Here is a 15,323-nt window from a genome sequence, read left to right as displayed (position 1 = left end):
ATGGGGTTTCAGCCCCGCGGTGCGCGTGGCGCAGCCGGGGAGGATGCACGGATGGGGGTCCGTGAAACGGGGCGAAGCTCTCCTGCTCGTGTCGGTTCGCGGGTGGCGAAAGGCCCTTCGTCCGAAGGGGAGAAGGCGGCGCACGGCACCCCTTCTGGGCTTCCCGGCGGCAATCTGTCAGAGGCCCAAATCCAAGGCAAGTAAAATCGTCAGGATTGTTAGGGCAGGCACAGTTTCGCCCATCGCGAATTTGATGCCGCAGTGCGGAACCCAAAAGGTATCAGAGGGTTGGCTAGTGGTTGCAGGCATCGCCGAGGATGGAATGGCACAGTTTGAACTGTCAAAGGCACGGGTCTGCGCGGTGGTAAATGTCGGTTCGGGCCGCAAGGCGGGGCCGACGATTGCCACGCAATTGCACGAAAGGCTGTCGGGCCGCGTGGCGGAACTGGATATCCGCAAGGTCGAAAAGGGCGAGGATCTGCTGGCCATCGCACGCGATGCTGTCGAACAGGGCTTCGATCTGATCGTGGCGGCGGGGGGCGACGGGACGCAGGCGGCGGTGGCCAGCGCCGTCACCGGGACCGATGCCGCGATGGTGGTCATCCCCGGCGGCACCTTCAATTATTTCGCGCGCGATCTGGGATCGGGCGAAACCGTCGATGAGGCGTTGAAGATTTTCGACGCGCCCATGCTGCGCCGCATCCATGTCGGCGAAATGAACGGCATGATCTTTCTGAACAATTGCAGCTTTGGCGCCTATCCCGAAATCCTGAAGCGGCGCGAAAGCATCTATAAGCGTTGGGGCCGGTCGCGCATTGCCGCCTATTGGTCTGCGGTCGCGGCGCTGTGGAACCTGCGCCACCCCTTGAAACTGGTCGTGCGCGCGAACGGGACCGAGCGGCGCTTTACCACCGCGCTCGCCTTTGTCGCCAAAAGCGCCTATCAGCTTGAGGTCTTTGGACTGGAGGGCGCGCAGGACATCCGCGACGGCAAGGTGGCCCTGCTGGTCGCACGGGCGCAGCGGCCCGCGCCGCTGGTCAAGGCGGCGCTGCGGCTCGCCATGGGCAAGACGGCGCGGTATCACGACTTCGACCTGATCGCCGCCGAGGAGATGGAGCTGGAGACCCTGCCAAAGCATGAATATGTCGCGCATGACGGCGAAAAGACGTGGATGGATTCGCCGTTTCGCGTCCGGGTGCGGCATCATGCGCTGGCCGTTCTGGTCCCCGCCGAAAGTCAGGGGCGCGACGCGGCATGACGCGACTGGTGCATCTGTCCGACCTGCATTTCGGGTATGAGCGGGAATCACTGATCTATCCGCTTCTGGACCGCGTGAACCGCGCCAATGCCGATCTGGTGGTGGTGACGGGCGATCTGACCCATCGCGGACGCTCGGCCCAGTTTGCGCAGGCGGCGGCCTTTCTGCGCCAGATCGAAGCTCCGCTGATCGCCGTGCCGGGCAATCACGACATCCCGCTGTATAAACTGGCTGATCGGATGACGAAGCCTTACAAGCGGTACAAGCGGGCGATTGCGCAGAACATGGAGCCGGTGGGCCATGTCGGCAATCTGCGCGTGCAGGGCGTCAACAGCGTCGATCCGATGGCGTGGCAGCGCGGGGTTCTGACCTCGACCCAGATGCGGCGCGTGGTCGATGGGATCGAGCCGAAATGCGTCAACATCGTCGCCATGCACCACCCGATGCAGCAGCGGCCCGAAATCGACAAGGCGCTGATGCGCGGCGCGCCCGAGGCTTTGGCACTGTTCGAATTGCAGGGCATTCAGGTCGTCCTGACCGGGCATCTGCATATCTGGTCGGTCGGCGCATTTCTTGGCCCCGAAGGCCGCGGCATCCTGCAAATTCAGGGCGGCACCGCGCTTTGCGCGCGTGAGGATGATCTGCAGAACGAATTCGCCGTGCTGGATTTCGACGGCCCGGATCTGCGGATCGAACGCCATGTCGCGCCGATGAACGAAAGCGGGTTCCGTGACCCCGAGATCCTGAAATTCACGCGCATCGACCGCCGATGGCAACCTGACGGTCAATCCTGAGCGTTTCGATTAGTTTTGACTGGACCTTGGGGGATCAAGCCTTTACCCCGGCGCTGATCCATCTGGGAAAGGTCCAATCATGCGCGCATTCGCCCTTTCGGTCGTTCTGGCCATTTCGCTTGGTTCCGCCGCATTGGCCGAGGTCGCGGTTCCGACCGCGCTTGGGCCGGTGACGATCAGCGCCATGCCCGAAAAAGTGGTGGTCTATGACCTGCCCGCGCTGGATACGCTGGCCGCGCTTGGCGTGACCCCGGTGGGTGTACCGGACAAGCTGTATGTGAATTATCTGGACGACGCGGCTGCGAACGCGACAGTCGTGGGCACGCTGTTTGAGCCCAACCTTGAAACGCTGGCCGGTCTGGCCCCCGATCTGGTGGTGCTTGGCGGGCGCTCCGCCGCGCAGAAATCCGCGGTCGAGCAGGTCGCCCCCGCCATCGACATGACCATCGGAGAGGCGCTGCTGCCCGATGCCCGCGCCCGGATCGAAACCTATGGCGCGTTGTTCGAAAAGTCCGACAAGGCGGCACAATTGCTGGCCGCGCTGGACGAACGCATCGCCGCCGTCAAAGCGGCGGGTCAGGGTCAGGGCAATGCGCTGATCGTGATGACCAACGGCCCGAAGCTGGCGGCCTATGGCGCGAATTCCCGCTTTGGCTGGCTGCACGAGGCGACGGGGATGGCCCCCGCAACTGCCCGGATCAACGAGGCCAATCACGGCGATGCCGTCAGCTATGAATTCATCGCCGAAGCCGATCCCGACTGGCTGTTCGTGATCGACCGGGGCGCAGCCGTCGGCGAAGCCGGGCAATCGGCCAAGGCCACGCTGGACAATCCGCTGGTGCAGGGCACCAAGGCCTGGAAGGCCGGGCATGTCGTCTATCTGGATTCGGCGGATGCCTATATCTCGGCGGGGGGCTATACCTCGACGATGAACCTGCTGGGCCAGTTGCAGGCGGCGCTGACCAAGGGATGACACGACTGCCAGCCGTCCTGCTGGTTCTGGCCGCGCTGATCTGCGCCAGCCTGACCGTCGGCGCCGCCAGCATCAGCATCCTTGACGCCACGCGCGACCCGCAAGCCGCGCTGGTTCTGCTGGAATCGCGCCTGCCGCGCACGCTGGCCGTGGTGCTGACCGGCGCGGCGCTGGCCGTCGCGGGCGTGGTATTGCAGGCGCTTGTCCGCAACCGCTTTGTCGGACCCGAGACGACGGGAACCGCCGAAAGCGCGGCGCTGGGGTTGCTGGCGGTGACGATCCTTGCGCCCTCGGCCCCGATCTGGGCCAAGATGGGCGCAGCCAGTCTGGCCGCCATGGCCGGGACCGCGATATTCATCCTGATCATCCGCCGCCTGCCGGTGCGAGAGGTGATGCTGGTCCCCATCGCCGGGCTGGTGCTGTCCGGCGTCCTTGGCTCGGTCGCGACATTCGTGGGGTTTCAGACCGATCTGCTGCAATACGTCAACAGTTGGCTGATGGCGGGCGAATTCTCGGGCGTCATCGCCGGACGGTATGAGCAGCTTTGGGTCGCGGCGATCGCGGCGGGGCTGGCATGGTTCGCCGCCGACCGCTTTGCGATCCTTGGTCTTGGCGACGGCGTGGCGAGCGGGCTGGGCCTGTCGCCCGATGCAGTGATGCGGCTGGGGCTTGCGGTGGTGGCCGTGGTCACGGCGCTGGTCATCACTACGGTCGGGCTGATCCCCTTTGTGGGGCTGGTCGTGCCCAATATCGTGGCGCGGATCATGGGCGACAACCTGCGCGCCTCGATCCCGGTGGTGGCGCTGTGGGGGGCGGTGCTGCTGCTGGGCTGCGATCTGGCGGGGCGGCTGATCCGTTACCCGTATGAGATCCCGGTGGGCATGGTTCTGGGCATCGTCGGCGCCGCGATCTTCCTGTGGCTTTTGTATCGCAGGCCCGCGCATGGCTAAGGGGGCGCTGATCACCGTGCTGCTGGGGCTGACCGCAACCGTCTGGATGTTTCACGGCTTGCCAGACGGCAATGGCCGCGCCTTCATCCTTGGCCTGCGGGCCGAGCGTCTGGCCGGGCTGGCGCTGGTCGGCATATCCACCGGGATCGCCACGGTCCTGTTCCAGACCGTCGCCGCGAACCGCGTGCTGACACCGCAGATCATGGGCTTCGATTCGCTGTATATGCTGCTGCAGACGCTGCTTGTTGCCTCATTGGGGATCACGGGTTTCGTCAGCCTGCCCATCTGGACGAAATTCGGCGGCGAGGTGGCGGTCATGGCCGTGCTGGCCTGCCTGCTGTTCGGCACATTGCTGGGGCAGGGGGTGCGCGACATTCCCCGAACCATCCTGACCGGCGTGATTTTGGGCGTCATGTTTCGATCGGCGAATGCTTTTATCGGGCGGGTGCTGGACCCCAACGAATATGCGGTCGTCCAACAATCCAGCTTTGCCAGCTTCAGCCGGGTCGATGCCGCGCTGCTGCCCGTCGCGGGGGGCCTGACGCTGATCGCAGGGCTGGCGGCGATGCGGTTGGCGGAGCGGCTGGACGTGCTGGCGCTGGGGCGCGATGCCGCCGTGTCGCTGGGGCTGCGGCATGGGCGCGTCGTGCTGGCGGCCCTGGCGCTGGTCGCAGTGCTGATCTCGGTCTCGACGGCGCTGGTCGGACCGATCACGTTCTTTGGCCTGCTGGTCGCCGGGCTGACGCATGGGCTGATCCGCAGCCCGCGCCATGCAGCCCTGATCCCCGCCAGCGCCGCCATCGGGACGCTGATCCTGATCGCGGGACAGCTGGTGTTCGAACGCGCGCTGGGGCAGGCCGCGTTCCTGTCCGTCGTGATCGAATTCGCGGGCGGGCTGTTCTTCCTGTTCCTGCTGGTGAAAGGACGCATCCGATGATCCGCGTGACGGGGCTTTCCCATCGCATCGGCCGCACGCCGATCCTGCACGAGATCCGGACCGATCTGCCCAAGGGCAAGCTGACGGCGCTGATCGGTCCGAATGGCGCGGGCAAATCCACGCTGCTGCGCCTGATCGGACGGCTGGAGCCGTTGCAATCGGGCCGCGTCACGCTGGACGGTGCGGACATTGCCGCCACGCCGACTGAAACGCTGGCACTGCAAATGGCGATCCTTGGGCAGCAGACCGCCATCGCCAGCCGCCTGCGCCTGCGCGAATTGGTAGGCTTTGGCCGCTGGCCGCGTCACCGCGGTCGCCCGACCCCCACCGACAAGGATGCCGTGACGGATGCCCTGCGGGCTTTCGCCCTGACCGATCTAGGCGACCGCTTTCTGGATGAGGTGTCGGGCGGACAGGCCCAACGCGCCTATCTGGCAATGACCGTTGCGCAGGATACCGATTGGCTGCTGCTGGACGAGCCGCTGAACAATCTGGACATGGCCCATGCCCGCAGCCTGATGGCGCGGCTTGCCGGGCTGGTGGCGGGCGGCAAAAGCGTCGTGACCGTGATCCATGAGGTGAACTACGCCGCCGCATGGGCCGATCACATCGTGGCCATGAAACAGGGCCGCATCGTTGCAGAAGGCCCGCCAAAGGCGGTTCTGAACGAGGCGACCCTAAGCGATCTTTACGATACACCGGTGACGGTCAGCAGCCATAACGGTCGCCCGCTGGTGCTGCATCACGTCTGAAACTGGTTACGAAACTTTCGGACGCACGCTGAAGCGCGTGCCCCAAGGGTCGGTGAATTCGCGGGCGCTGAGCGTCGCCAAGGCGTCGGCATCGGCTTCCAGCACGACCTCGGCCAGACCGGTGGCGTTGGCGCTGCGCTGGCGCGCGCCGCGACTGTTCCAGATATTGCCCGCCAGATGGTGGTGATACCCGCCGCTGGAAAAGAAGCTGGCTCCGAAGCGGTGCGAGGTGCGGTCCATGTTCAGGTCGTTCATCACGAACCCCTCGGCCAATGCAACGTCGCCGACCTGCAGGTGCACGTGACCCACGACCGTGCCGTCCGGTGCGGCCTGCCATGTGCGGCCCTGATCCAGCAGCGCCTGCACATCCAGACGGGCGGTGTCCATCTCGACCTCATTGCCGATCCATTTCCACTGGTCGCGGGGGCGATCGACATAGACCTCGATCCCGTTGCCTTCGGGGTCGCGCAGGTAGATCGCCTCGCTGACCAGATGGTCGGACGCGCCGTCAAGCTGGATCTGGTTTGTCGCGACATGGCGCAGCCAGTCGGCCAAAGCCTGATGATCGGGCAAAAGAAACGCGGTGTGAAACAGCCCCGCCTCGGACGGGCGATGGCGGGCGGCGGGGTCGCGGCGCAGTTCCAGCAGGGGCTTGCGGCCCACGCCCAGAACCTGCGTTTCGCCGTCGCCGGACAGGCGATGCAGACCGATGATCCGTTGATAGTAATCCCCGACTTTCGTCAGGTCGTTGACGGTCAGCACGACCTGACCGATCTGGATGGGGGCGTCGCTGGTTGCCATGATGATCTCCTTTGTTGGGACCAAGATAGCGGTCGGGATTGTGGCTGAAAATGGCGCCTTTCAGGGAACTCTGTCGCTAAGATGGCGACAAAGTGGGCGATTTGCCAATCCAGCGCAAAACGCGCATGATGCGGGACCATTTTTGCCGGACCATGATGCGCCCCAAGACGAACCGAGCCAAGCCCGCAAAGCCCACGGCTACCGCTGCCCCTGTCGAACGCCCCGAACCCGCGCCCTTGGCGGCGGACCAGTCGCGGATGGAGATTTTCCTTGTCGCCACGCCGGGGCTTGAAGATCCGCTGGCCGACGAGGTGCGGGCCCTGGGCCATGCGCCCCAGATCCAGCCAGGCGGCGTCACCTATATAGGCGGCTGGGCGGATGTCTGGCGCGCGAACCTTAGCATTCGCGGCGCGACCCGCGTTCTGGTGCGGATCGGCAGTTTCCGCGCCATGCACCCGGCGCAGCTGGACAAGCGCGCCCATCGGTTTCCCTGGGCCGATTTCCTGCATCCCGGCAGCACCCTGCGGGTCGAGGCGACCAGCCGCAAGTCCCGCATCTATCACGCAGGCGCCATCACCCAGCGGATCGAGGCGGCACTGAAAGACAGCATCGGCGCGACGATTGCGGATGATGCGCCAATCACGATCAAGGTGCGGATCGAGGACGATCTTTGCACCATCAGCCTTGACAGCTCGGGCGACAGCCTGCACCGGCGTGGGCACAAGCAGGCGGTCGGCAAGGCGCCCATGCGCGAAACCATGGCCGCGATGTTTCTGGCGCAATGCGGATTCACCGGGCACGAGCCGGTGCTGGACCCGATGTGCGGTTCAGGCACCTTCGTCATCGAGGCGGCGGAAATCGCGGCGGGACTGCACCCCGGACGCCTGCGCAGCTTTGCGTTCGAGCAGTTCACCAGCTTTGACGCGGATGCGTGGGCCGATCTGCGCAAACCCGTCACGCCCCAAACGGCGCTGCGTTTTTACGGCAGCGACCGCGACCCCGGCGCGATCCGCATGAGCCGGGAAAACGCAGACCGCGCGGGGCTGGCCGATTTCACCGATTTCCAGAACCTGTCGATCAGCGACATCCAGCCGCCGGAAGGTCCGCCGGGTCTGGTCATCATAAACCCTCCTTACGGCGCGCGGATCGGCAACAAGGGCCCGCTTTTCGGCCTGCACGCCGCGATGGGAGAGGTGCTCCGCAGCCGTTTCACCGGCTGGCGCGTCGGCATCGTCACCAGCGATGCCCAGCTTGCCCGCGCCACCGGCCTGCCGCTCCGCGAACCCGGACCCTATGTCGCGCATGGCGGATTAAAGGTGCGGCTGTTCCAGACCGGGCCGCTATAACGGCAGAAATGGCTTTGCAGCGGCGGGCGTGGCGGTTACTCAGGCATAAGCGCCTGTTATCCAACACGAGCCTGCCGTGAAAATCATCGCCGCCGCCCTTGCATTCGCAAGTCTTGCCGCGCCCGCATGGGCCGATTGCCCCGAGGGGATGCAGGTTCTGTTCACCTGCGGCATCGTCGAACGCAATGCGCAGGTCGAACTTTGCCAGGGCGATGGCCAGATCCGATATACCTACAGCGCCGATGGCGCGATCGAACTGCAATTCACCGGCCCCGGCGCGGGCGGCGTGAAAAGCCACGTGCAAGGCATCCACGGTAACGCCTATGCCAGCGCGGCCCGGCGCGGCGACATGTATTACGCCGTCTTTATCGACCGCGACCTGATGAATTTCGAAGGTGGCTCTGACCTGCATTCCCCGAACCCCGCCGTGGTGCAGGTCTATGCCTCGGGCGACGACTTCAACGACTTCAAGACCGACAAGCCCGTCGCGCGGCGCGTCTGCTATCCGCCGACGATCGAGGTCGATGACAGAAATTTCGGGCCGGGTTGATCCAATGCTGACACGTCTATGCGCCCTTGCGATCACGCTGGCAGGTCCGGCTGCGGCGAATTGCGTGCCGCCCCTGATGCCGGTGTTTTCGTGCAACATCATGACCGACGATCAGCGGGTGGAAATCTGCGCGTCGGTTCCCGATAGCGACGGCATATCCGAGACGTTTTCCTATAACTTCGCCAGCGGCATGGCCTTGTCGGAACTGTATTTCGAAACGCCGGGCTATTACTTCTCGACCAAGTATTACCGCATCCGCGAGCAGGCAGAGAACACCACGGGCATCGGGCTGGCGCATGGCGACACCATTTATGCGGTGCATCTGACGGGTGTGGATGGCGGCTATGTCCGCGCGGCGCAATTGCATGTCTATGACAACGCCGACGATTTCCAAAGCGACAAGGGCGAGACCGAGACACTGCGCCTTTACTGCGCCCCGGATACGGTCCGCGTGAACTGGGACTTTATCCGCCCCTAATCCTTGCCGTGCCGCTTGGACGCCGTGCGTGCGGGCCAGCGCGGCAGATCGGGCACGATCAGCACCTGCCCCGGCCTGACGACACCAACCAGCCATATCAGATCGCGTCGCGCCATGGCGATGCAGCCCGCCGTGGGGAAACCCGGCCGCCGCCACTGGTGCAGAAAAATGGCTGAGCCTTTGCCCGCCAATCCCTCGGGCCAGTTCCAATCCGTGACCAGCACGATGTCGTAAAGCGGATCGGACCGCCGCATCGCCTCGTGACTGGGGGCAAAGGGGGCGCGGACGGCGTGGTTGTAATCCGCATGGCCCGATGCATCGCACCACAGATCGCCGGGCAGGATGGGCTGCGCCCAGTCGCTGGGCCGCGCGATCCGGTCGGGCCGATACAGCACGCCCACGATGCGATGCACCCCGATGGGCGTCGCGCCGTCGCCTTCGCGTTTGCCATGCGTCAGCCCGCCGCGTCCCACGCTGCAAGGGATCACGCGCCGCCCGACCCGCAGGCCCATCGGCGTCAGCAGGATCACAGCAGATGCCCCGATTTCGCGGCCTTGACGTCCAGATAGCCGCTATTGTGGCGGTTGCGCGGGGTGATCAGCGGCACACGCTCGGTCACGGCAATGCCGTGGCTTGCCAGCATATCCACCTTGCGCGGGTTGTTCGTCATCAGCCGTGCGGCGGAAAAGCCCATCTCGCGCAGGATGCCCGCGCCGATGCGAAAGTCACGCTCGTCATCCTCGAACCCCAGCCGGTGGTTGGCCTCGACCGTATCGAAGCCCTGATTCTGCAGGGAGTAGGCCCGCATCTTGTTGGCCAGACCGATGCCGCGGCCTTCCTGATTCAGGTATAGCAGCACCCCTTCGCCCGCCGCACCCATTGCGCCAAGGGCCGCGTGCAGTTGCGGGCCGCAATCGCATTTCAGGCTGCCCAGCACATCGCCGGTAAAACAGGCCGAGTGCAGCCGCGCCAGCACCGGCTTGTCGCGGGCAGGGGCACCGATTTCGACCGCGTAATGTTCCGCAGCCCCGTCATCGGGACGAAAGATGTGCAGCTTGGAATTTTCAGCCGCCAGCAAGGGCAGGCGGGCGGCGGCAACGGGGGCCAGATGCGCCTCGGTCGCCAATTGGGTCAGCGCGGCTTCGGGGGCAAGCTGCGTCAACCCCTCAAGCGGGGCATCGACGCGCACCAGCAGCGCGGCGGGCAAAAGCTGCGCCGATTTCGCCAGCGCGATGGCCGCGCGATGGGCCATGACCGCGCCGCCGCGTTCGCTGACGAACGGCCCCTTCATCGGTGTCATCAGATCGCCCGCAGGGTCGGCCACGGCGCGCAGCCACGCCCAGTCGGCGCTGCCCGGCACCTCGATCCGCGCCAGATCGCCGTCATAGACCCGCGCTTTCAGCGTGCCCGCGCGGCGTTCGGTGATCGCCAGAACGGCGGGGCCAAGTGCGCGCATCAGGGCCAGCCGGTCGGGGGAAAGCGTCTCGACCGCTGCCGCGACATAGCTGCCCAGCATCACCGGCAGACCCATGCGCAGGTCGGTGCGGGCGCGGGAAACACTTTCGGTCAGGGTCGGGATCAGGGTCATGGCAGCAGCTTAATTGAAACAAACTGAAACATAGGGCCGAATTCCGACAACTCCATGTGAGAATTGCTGCAATGCGCTGGACGCCCGCCCCATGCCCCCTCACGTTTCCGACATATCGCCAAAGGAGGCAAGAATGGCCGGACTGAAAAAGATCCTGCTGGTTGACGACGAAGACGACCTGCGCGAGGCGCTGGCCGAACAACTGGTCGCGACCGAAGATTTCGAAGTGTTCGAGGCAGGCTCGGGTCACGAGGCTGTTGAAAAGACCAAGGGCGCCATTTTCGATCTGGTGGTGCTGGACGTGGGCCTGCCCGATACCGATGGGCGCGAGCTGTGCAAACGGCTGCGCAAACAGGGCGTGAAATGCCCCATCGTCATGCTGACGGGTCACGACACCGATGCCGACACCATTCTGGGTCTGGACAGCGGTGCCAACGACTACATCACCAAACCGTTCAAGTTCCCGGTGCTGCTGGCCCGTCTGCGCGCCCAGCTTCGCACGCATGAACAGTCCGAGGACGCGATTTTCCAGCTTGGGCCGTATACGTTCAAGCCGGCGATGAAGATGCTGATCGACGTCAAGGACCGCAAGATTCGCCTGACGGAAAAGGAAACCAACATCCTGAAATTCCTGTATCGCGCGCAGGACGGTGTCGTGCCGCGCGACGTGCTGCTGCACGAGGTCTGGGGCTACAATGCGGGCGTCACCACGCATACGCTGGAAACCCACATCTATCGCCTGCGCCAGAAGATCGAACCCGACCCCTCGAACGCACGGCTGCTGGTCACGGAATCGGGCGGCTATCGTCTGGTCGCATGACAAATGTTTGATGGCGGAACCCGCAGCACGGCCTGCGGGTTTTGTCCCCGAAGCCCAGTGGTCGGCGGATGCGGCCACACACACCCGGCCCGGTTCCTGCGCAGCGCAGGCGGCCGGGTTTGTTTATGCGTCCCCCTTTTTTTCAGCTTGGCACCGCGCCGATGGACAAGCCCGCCGCCGCCCCCTAGGGTCGCGCCCCAAATCAAAGGAGCGCACCCATGTTCACCATCGCCACCTGGAACATCAATTCCGTTCGCCTGCGCGAGATGCTGGTGGCGCGACTGCTGACCGAGGAGGCGCCCGACATCCTGTGCCTGCAGGAAATCAAAAGCCCCGTGGACAAGGTGCCGCTGGAGACCTTTCGCGCGCTTGGCTACAATCACATCGTCGCGCGCGGACAAAAGGGCTATAACGGCGTCGCGATCCTGTCCAAGCTGCCGCTGGAGGATGCGGGCGACCGCGATTACGCCAGTCTTGGCCATGCCCGTCACGTGGCGGCGCGTCTGGAAAATGGCGTCACCATCCACAATTTCTACGTCCCGGCGGGTGGCGACATTCCTGACCGCGAACAGAATATCAAGTTCGGCCAGAAACTGGATTTCCTGACCGAGATGCGCGACGCCTTTCACGCCGACAATCCGACGAAATCCATCATGGTGGGCGACCTGAACATCGCGCCGCGCGAAGACGATGTGTGGTCGCACAAGCAACTGCTGAAGATCGTCAGCCACACCCCGATCGAGGTCGAGCATCTGGGCGCCGCGCAGGATGCGGGCAAATGGGTGGACATCACCCGCCAGGACATCCCGCAGGGTCTGCTGTATTCCTGGTGGAGCTATCGCGCCAAGGATTGGGACGCCGCGGACAAGGGCCGCCGACTGGATCATATCTGGGCCACGCCCGATATTTCCAATGCGGGCCATGCCAGCCGCATCCTGCGCCCCGTGCGCGGCTGGGAACAGCCCAGCGATCACGTTCCGGTGCTGGCAAGCTTCGATCTTTAGGGCATCTGCGGGGCGGGGCAGACATTTCGGCGCGTGATTGCTAGATTGTGCCGAATGCGCCCAGAAAGACAGCATAGATGACGATCACCAAGCAAGACGAACTGGACGGGCTGAAGGAAATCGGCCGGATCGTCGCAAACACCATGCAAACCATGTCGAAGGCAATGGAGCCCGGCATGACCACGCAGGAACTGGACCAGTTGGGCCGCGCCTGTCTGGAACGCGAAGGCGCGGTATCGGCCCCGCAATCGGTCTATGATTTCCCCGGCACGACCTGCATCAGCGTGAACGAAGAAATCGCGCATGGCATTCCGGGCACGCGCGCCATTCGCCACGGCGATCTGGTCAATATCGATGTCTCCGCCTCGAAGGACGGCTATTTCGCAGATACCGGCGCGACGTTCCGGTTTGGCGCGGTCAAGCCTTCGCTGGACCGGCTGTGCCGCGATGGCAAGCGGGCCATGCAGATCGGCATTGCGCAGGTCGGCGCTGGCAAGCCGCTGTCGGGCATCGGCAATGCCATCGGCAAATTCGCCGATGCACGCGGCTACACGTTGATCCGCAACCTTGCCAGCCACGGCATCGGGCGTTCGCTGCACGAATATCCCGAAGAAATCGCGACATGGCCCACCCGCGACCGGCGCCGCATCGACAAGGGGCTTGTCCTGACCGTCGAACCCTTTCTGTCCACCGGCGGCATCTGGGCCGAGGCGGGCGATGATGGCTGGACGCTTTACAGCGAACCCAGCGCCCCTGCCGTGCAATATGAACACACCGTCGTCGCCACGGATCGCGGTGCAATCGTCTTGACCTTGCCCGGTTGACGGCTTGGGGCGGCGCGCGACCTTGCAAGCCCCCGGCCCATGCTCCATCTAAGGACCAAACACTCCGCACGAGGATTTCCGATGCTTGAGCTTGGCTCCGCCGCAGCCCCCGCCACCGACAACGCCGATCTGATCAAGGACGTGACCGAAGCGACCTTCATGGCGGATGTGGTCGATGCTTCGATGTCGGTGCCGGTGATCGTCGATTTCTGGGCGCCGTGGTGCGGCCCCTGCAAGACGCTTGGTCCCCAACTTGAGGAAGAAGTGAAAAAGGCCAAGGGCCGCGTCCGCATGGTCAAGGTCAACGTGGACGAAAACCAGATGATCGCGGGCCAGATGCGCGTCCAGTCGATCCCGACGGTCTATGCGTTTTTCCAGGGCCAGCCGGTCGATGGCTTTCAGGGTGCGATCCCGCAAAGCCAGATCAAGCAATTCGTCGAAAAGCTGGTGGCCATGTCGCCCGAAGATAATGGCCTTGCCGACGCGCTGGACGCCGCCGAAGCCATGCTGACCGAAGGCGCGGCTGAGGACGCCGCCGAAACCTTTGCCGCCATTCTGGACGAGGAACCGGAAAACGCCACCGCATGGGGCGGGCTGATCCGCGCCCTGCTGGCCGCAGGCGATCTGGACCGGGCCGAGGCCGAACTGGCCCGCGTTCCCGCCGCCGTCGCGACAGCGGTGCCGGTGGAAAACGCCCGTGCGCAGTTGCAGCTTGCCCGTCAGGCCGCATCCGCCGGCCCGCTGGACGATCTGCGCAGCAAGGTCGAGGCAGATCCCGCCGATCAGCAGGCGCGTTTCGATTACGCCACCGCGCTTCATGCCGACGGACAGATCGAGGAAGCGATCGACCAGCTTCTGGAATCCTTCCGCCGCGACCGGGAATGGAAAGACGGGGCGGCCAAGGCGCAGCTGATCACCATCTTCGATTCGCTGAAACCGACCGATCCGATCGCGCAAAAAGGGCGTCGTCGGCTTTCCTCGCTGATCTTTCTGTAATGGCACGCAGCCCCGACCTGCCGGAGACGATCCCGCTGTTTCCGCTGACCGGGGCGGTGCTGCTGCCCCGCACGCGCCTGCCGCTGCAAATATTCGAACCGCGTTATCTGCAGATGATCGAGGATTCGCTGAAAACCCCCGACCGTTTGATCGGGATGATCCAGCCCACCGTGCCGGGCGGTGACGATCTGTCGCTGATCGGCTGCGCGGGCCGGATCGTGGCCTTTACCGAATTGGACGACAACCGGCTGATGATCTCGCTGAAAGCGCGGTCGCGGTTCCGGCTGAAGACGACCGAGCAGGGCTTTAGCCCCTATCTGCGCGGGCGTGCCGATTGGCGGGGTTTTGAGACCGACCTGAACCCGCGCCCTGAAACCGTGGCGGGCTTTGACCGCGCCGCTTTGCTGCGCCGCCTGTCGCGCTATGCCGAACAGCGCGGGCTGACCACCGACTGGGAGGCCGCCGAGGCATCCGAGGAAGAGCTTTTGGTGAATTCGCTGTCCATGCTGCTGCCGTTTTCCCCCGAGGAGAAGCAGGCATTGCTGGAAAGCCCGACCCTTGCGGATCGTCGCGAATTGCTGGACGGACTGCTGGAATACGCCCTGCGGGGCGGCGATGACGAGGAAACGATCCAATGACCGACACCACCCCCGCACGCGCGTCCGAGCGCGGCTATGACCGCCACATGCTGGAGGCGCTGGTCTGCCCCGTGACCCACACCACGCTGCGTTACGATGCGCAGGCGCAGGAGCTTATCTCGGATGCGGCGGGGCTGGCCTTTCCGATCCATGACGGCATTCCGATCATGCTGATCGACGGCGCACGCCAGATCAAGGCCGACTGACCCGATAAGAAAAAGGAGAGATTTCCGCCACGAACGGAAACCTCTCCTTGAAACGACCTTGCAAGATGCGGCGCTGCCGGGCATTGCGCATCCCATATCGTCGCGTGATCGAAAATTGCTTTGAAAACGTGCCGGTCGCGACTGCATGGCCCGCCGAAAATCCGGCTGCGGCAGCATTCATCCATGACCAGAGTTTTTCCGCGACGACGCCGCATCGGGCGCGATAGGCGGAAATGACCTGCGCAAAAACCGCGTCGGGTCGTAAGGTGCGCCCCGTTCCGTGGGGCAGGTCGTCCCTTCGGTATCGGCCCAAAACATGGCCACTGGTGACAAAACTGCGTTTCTCCAGACCCGGAATTCGTCTGTTGAGTTTCAGGATATACGCGCCCCCGGTCGTGTGCATGACGC

19 protein-coding genes are annotated in these 15,323 nt (G+C 64.4%); 15 read left to right on the top strand and 4 right to left on the bottom strand.

Annotated elements, in window-relative coordinates; translation table 11 throughout:
- Nucleotides 1-322: 322 nt before the first annotated feature.
- From FN835_RS11270 to FN835_RS11245, 6 genes are all read left to right on the top strand, one after another.
- Nucleotides 323-1,258: a diacylglycerol/lipid kinase family protein gene (locus tag FN835_RS11270; RefSeq protein WP_142663327.1), complete on the top strand. Its 936-nt coding sequence runs from the start codon at nucleotides 323-325 to the stop codon at nucleotides 1,256-1,258.
- Nucleotides 1,255-2,052, top strand: a complete 798-nt coding sequence (locus FN835_RS11265; RefSeq protein ID WP_142663326.1) for a metallophosphoesterase family protein — start codon at nucleotides 1,255-1,257, stop codon at nucleotides 2,050-2,052. The genes FN835_RS11270 and FN835_RS11265 overlap by 4 nt, the downstream gene beginning before the upstream one ends.
- 79 nt (nucleotides 2,053-2,131) lie before the next feature.
- Nucleotides 2,132-3,025 (top strand): siderophore ABC transporter substrate-binding protein, encoded by an 894-nt coding sequence (locus FN835_RS11260; protein ID WP_142663325.1) that lies wholly within the window; start codon nucleotides 2,132-2,134, stop codon nucleotides 3,023-3,025.
- Nucleotides 3,022-3,975: an ABC transporter permease gene (locus FN835_RS11255; protein WP_142663324.1), complete on the top strand. Its 954-nt coding sequence runs from the start codon at nucleotides 3,022-3,024 to the stop codon at nucleotides 3,973-3,975. The genes FN835_RS11260 and FN835_RS11255 overlap by 4 nt, the downstream gene beginning before the upstream one ends.
- On the top strand, nucleotides 3,968-4,912 hold the full coding sequence (locus FN835_RS11250) for an iron chelate uptake ABC transporter family permease subunit (RefSeq protein WP_142663323.1): 945 nt from the start codon (nucleotides 3,968-3,970) through the stop codon (nucleotides 4,910-4,912). The genes FN835_RS11255 and FN835_RS11250 overlap by 8 nt, the downstream gene beginning before the upstream one ends.
- Complete coding sequence (locus tag FN835_RS11245; RefSeq protein WP_142663322.1) at nucleotides 4,909-5,664, top strand: iron ABC transporter ATP-binding protein; 756 nt, start codon at nucleotides 4,909-4,911, stop codon at nucleotides 5,662-5,664. The genes FN835_RS11250 and FN835_RS11245 overlap by 4 nt, the downstream gene beginning before the upstream one ends.
- A 6-nt stretch (nucleotides 5,665-5,670) precedes the next feature.
- Here FN835_RS11245 and FN835_RS11240 read toward each other — a convergent pair whose 3' ends face one another.
- The gene (locus FN835_RS11240; protein WP_142663321.1) at nucleotides 5,671-6,465 is read right to left on the bottom strand and encodes a VOC family protein; all 795 of its coding nucleotides are present in this window, start codon (nucleotides 6,463-6,465) and stop codon (nucleotides 5,671-5,673) included.
- Nucleotides 6,466-6,722: 257 nt separating this feature from the next.
- Between FN835_RS11240 and FN835_RS11235 the strand changes: the two genes are divergently transcribed.
- The 3 genes from FN835_RS11235 (at nucleotide 6,723) to FN835_RS11225 (ending at nucleotide 8,839) form a co-directional block, all read left to right on the top strand.
- Nucleotides 6,723-7,811 carry a THUMP domain-containing class I SAM-dependent RNA methyltransferase gene (locus FN835_RS11235; RefSeq protein ID WP_425467470.1) on the top strand — a complete coding sequence of 363 codons (1,089 nt, stop codon included), beginning with the start codon at nucleotides 6,723-6,725 and terminating at the stop codon, nucleotides 7,809-7,811.
- Between the two features lie 76 nt (nucleotides 7,812-7,887).
- Nucleotides 7,888-8,361, top strand: a complete 474-nt coding sequence (locus FN835_RS11230; protein ID WP_142663319.1) for a hypothetical protein — start codon at nucleotides 7,888-7,890, stop codon at nucleotides 8,359-8,361.
- 4 nt (nucleotides 8,362-8,365) lie between these two features.
- Entirely contained in the window at nucleotides 8,366-8,839 is a 474-nt protein-coding gene (locus FN835_RS11225; protein ID WP_142663318.1) for a hypothetical protein, read from the top strand.
- On the opposite strand, the gene FN835_RS11220 is transcribed toward FN835_RS11225, so the two are convergent.
- The gene (locus FN835_RS11220) at nucleotides 8,836-9,351 is read right to left on the bottom strand and encodes a L,D-transpeptidase family protein (RefSeq protein ID WP_185958651.1); all 516 of its coding nucleotides are present in this window, start codon (nucleotides 9,349-9,351) and stop codon (nucleotides 8,836-8,838) included. The genes FN835_RS11225 and FN835_RS11220 overlap by 4 nt on opposite strands.
- A 14-nt stretch (nucleotides 9,352-9,365) precedes the next feature.
- Nucleotides 9,366-10,427: a GTP cyclohydrolase II gene (gene ribA / locus FN835_RS11215; protein WP_142663317.1), complete on the bottom strand. Its 1,062-nt coding sequence runs from the start codon at nucleotides 10,425-10,427 to the stop codon at nucleotides 9,366-9,368.
- A gap of 133 nt (nucleotides 10,428-10,560) precedes the next feature.
- On the opposite strand from ribA, the gene FN835_RS11210 reads away from it, so the two are divergent.
- The 6 genes from FN835_RS11210 (at nucleotide 10,561) to FN835_RS11185 (ending at nucleotide 14,915) form a co-directional block, all read left to right on the top strand.
- The gene (locus tag FN835_RS11210; protein ID WP_142663316.1) at nucleotides 10,561-11,247 is read left to right on the top strand and encodes a response regulator transcription factor; all 687 of its coding nucleotides are present in this window, start codon (nucleotides 10,561-10,563) and stop codon (nucleotides 11,245-11,247) included.
- A gap of 218 nt (nucleotides 11,248-11,465) precedes the next feature.
- Nucleotides 11,466-12,251, top strand: coding sequence for an exodeoxyribonuclease III (locus FN835_RS11205; protein ID WP_142663315.1), 786 nt, complete (start codon nucleotides 11,466-11,468; stop codon nucleotides 12,249-12,251).
- Nucleotides 12,252-12,328: 77 nt separating this feature from the next.
- Nucleotides 12,329-13,075: a type I methionyl aminopeptidase gene (gene map, locus FN835_RS11200; protein WP_142663314.1), complete on the top strand. Its 747-nt coding sequence runs from the start codon at nucleotides 12,329-12,331 to the stop codon at nucleotides 13,073-13,075.
- A gap of 81 nt (nucleotides 13,076-13,156) precedes the next feature.
- Nucleotides 13,157-14,071 (top strand): thioredoxin, encoded by a 915-nt coding sequence (gene trxA, locus FN835_RS11195; RefSeq protein ID WP_142663313.1) that lies wholly within the window; start codon nucleotides 13,157-13,159, stop codon nucleotides 14,069-14,071.
- Entirely contained in the window at nucleotides 14,071-14,709 is a 639-nt protein-coding gene (locus FN835_RS11190) for an LON peptidase substrate-binding domain-containing protein (protein WP_142663312.1), read from the top strand. Before trxA ends, FN835_RS11190 begins: the two co-directional genes overlap by 1 nt.
- A complete protein-coding gene (locus FN835_RS11185; protein ID WP_142663311.1) occupies nucleotides 14,706-14,915 on the top strand; it encodes a Trm112 family protein in 210 nt (69 codons plus the stop codon). Before FN835_RS11190 ends, FN835_RS11185 begins: the two co-directional genes overlap by 4 nt.
- On the opposite strand, the gene FN835_RS11180 is transcribed toward FN835_RS11185, so the two are convergent.
- On the bottom strand, nucleotides 14,902-15,318 hold the full coding sequence (locus tag FN835_RS11180) for a hypothetical protein (RefSeq protein WP_142663310.1): 417 nt from the start codon (nucleotides 15,316-15,318) through the stop codon (nucleotides 14,902-14,904). The genes FN835_RS11185 and FN835_RS11180 overlap by 14 nt on opposite strands.
- Nucleotides 15,319-15,323 lie beyond the last annotated feature (5 nt).

Source organism: Paracoccus laeviglucosivorans, assembly GCF_900182695.1.
Lineage (GTDB): Bacteria > Pseudomonadota > Alphaproteobacteria > Rhodobacterales > Rhodobacteraceae > Paracoccus > Paracoccus laeviglucosivorans.
The sequence above is the reverse complement of the archived record's forward strand: the minus strand, read 5'-3'. Positions and strand labels throughout refer to the sequence as shown.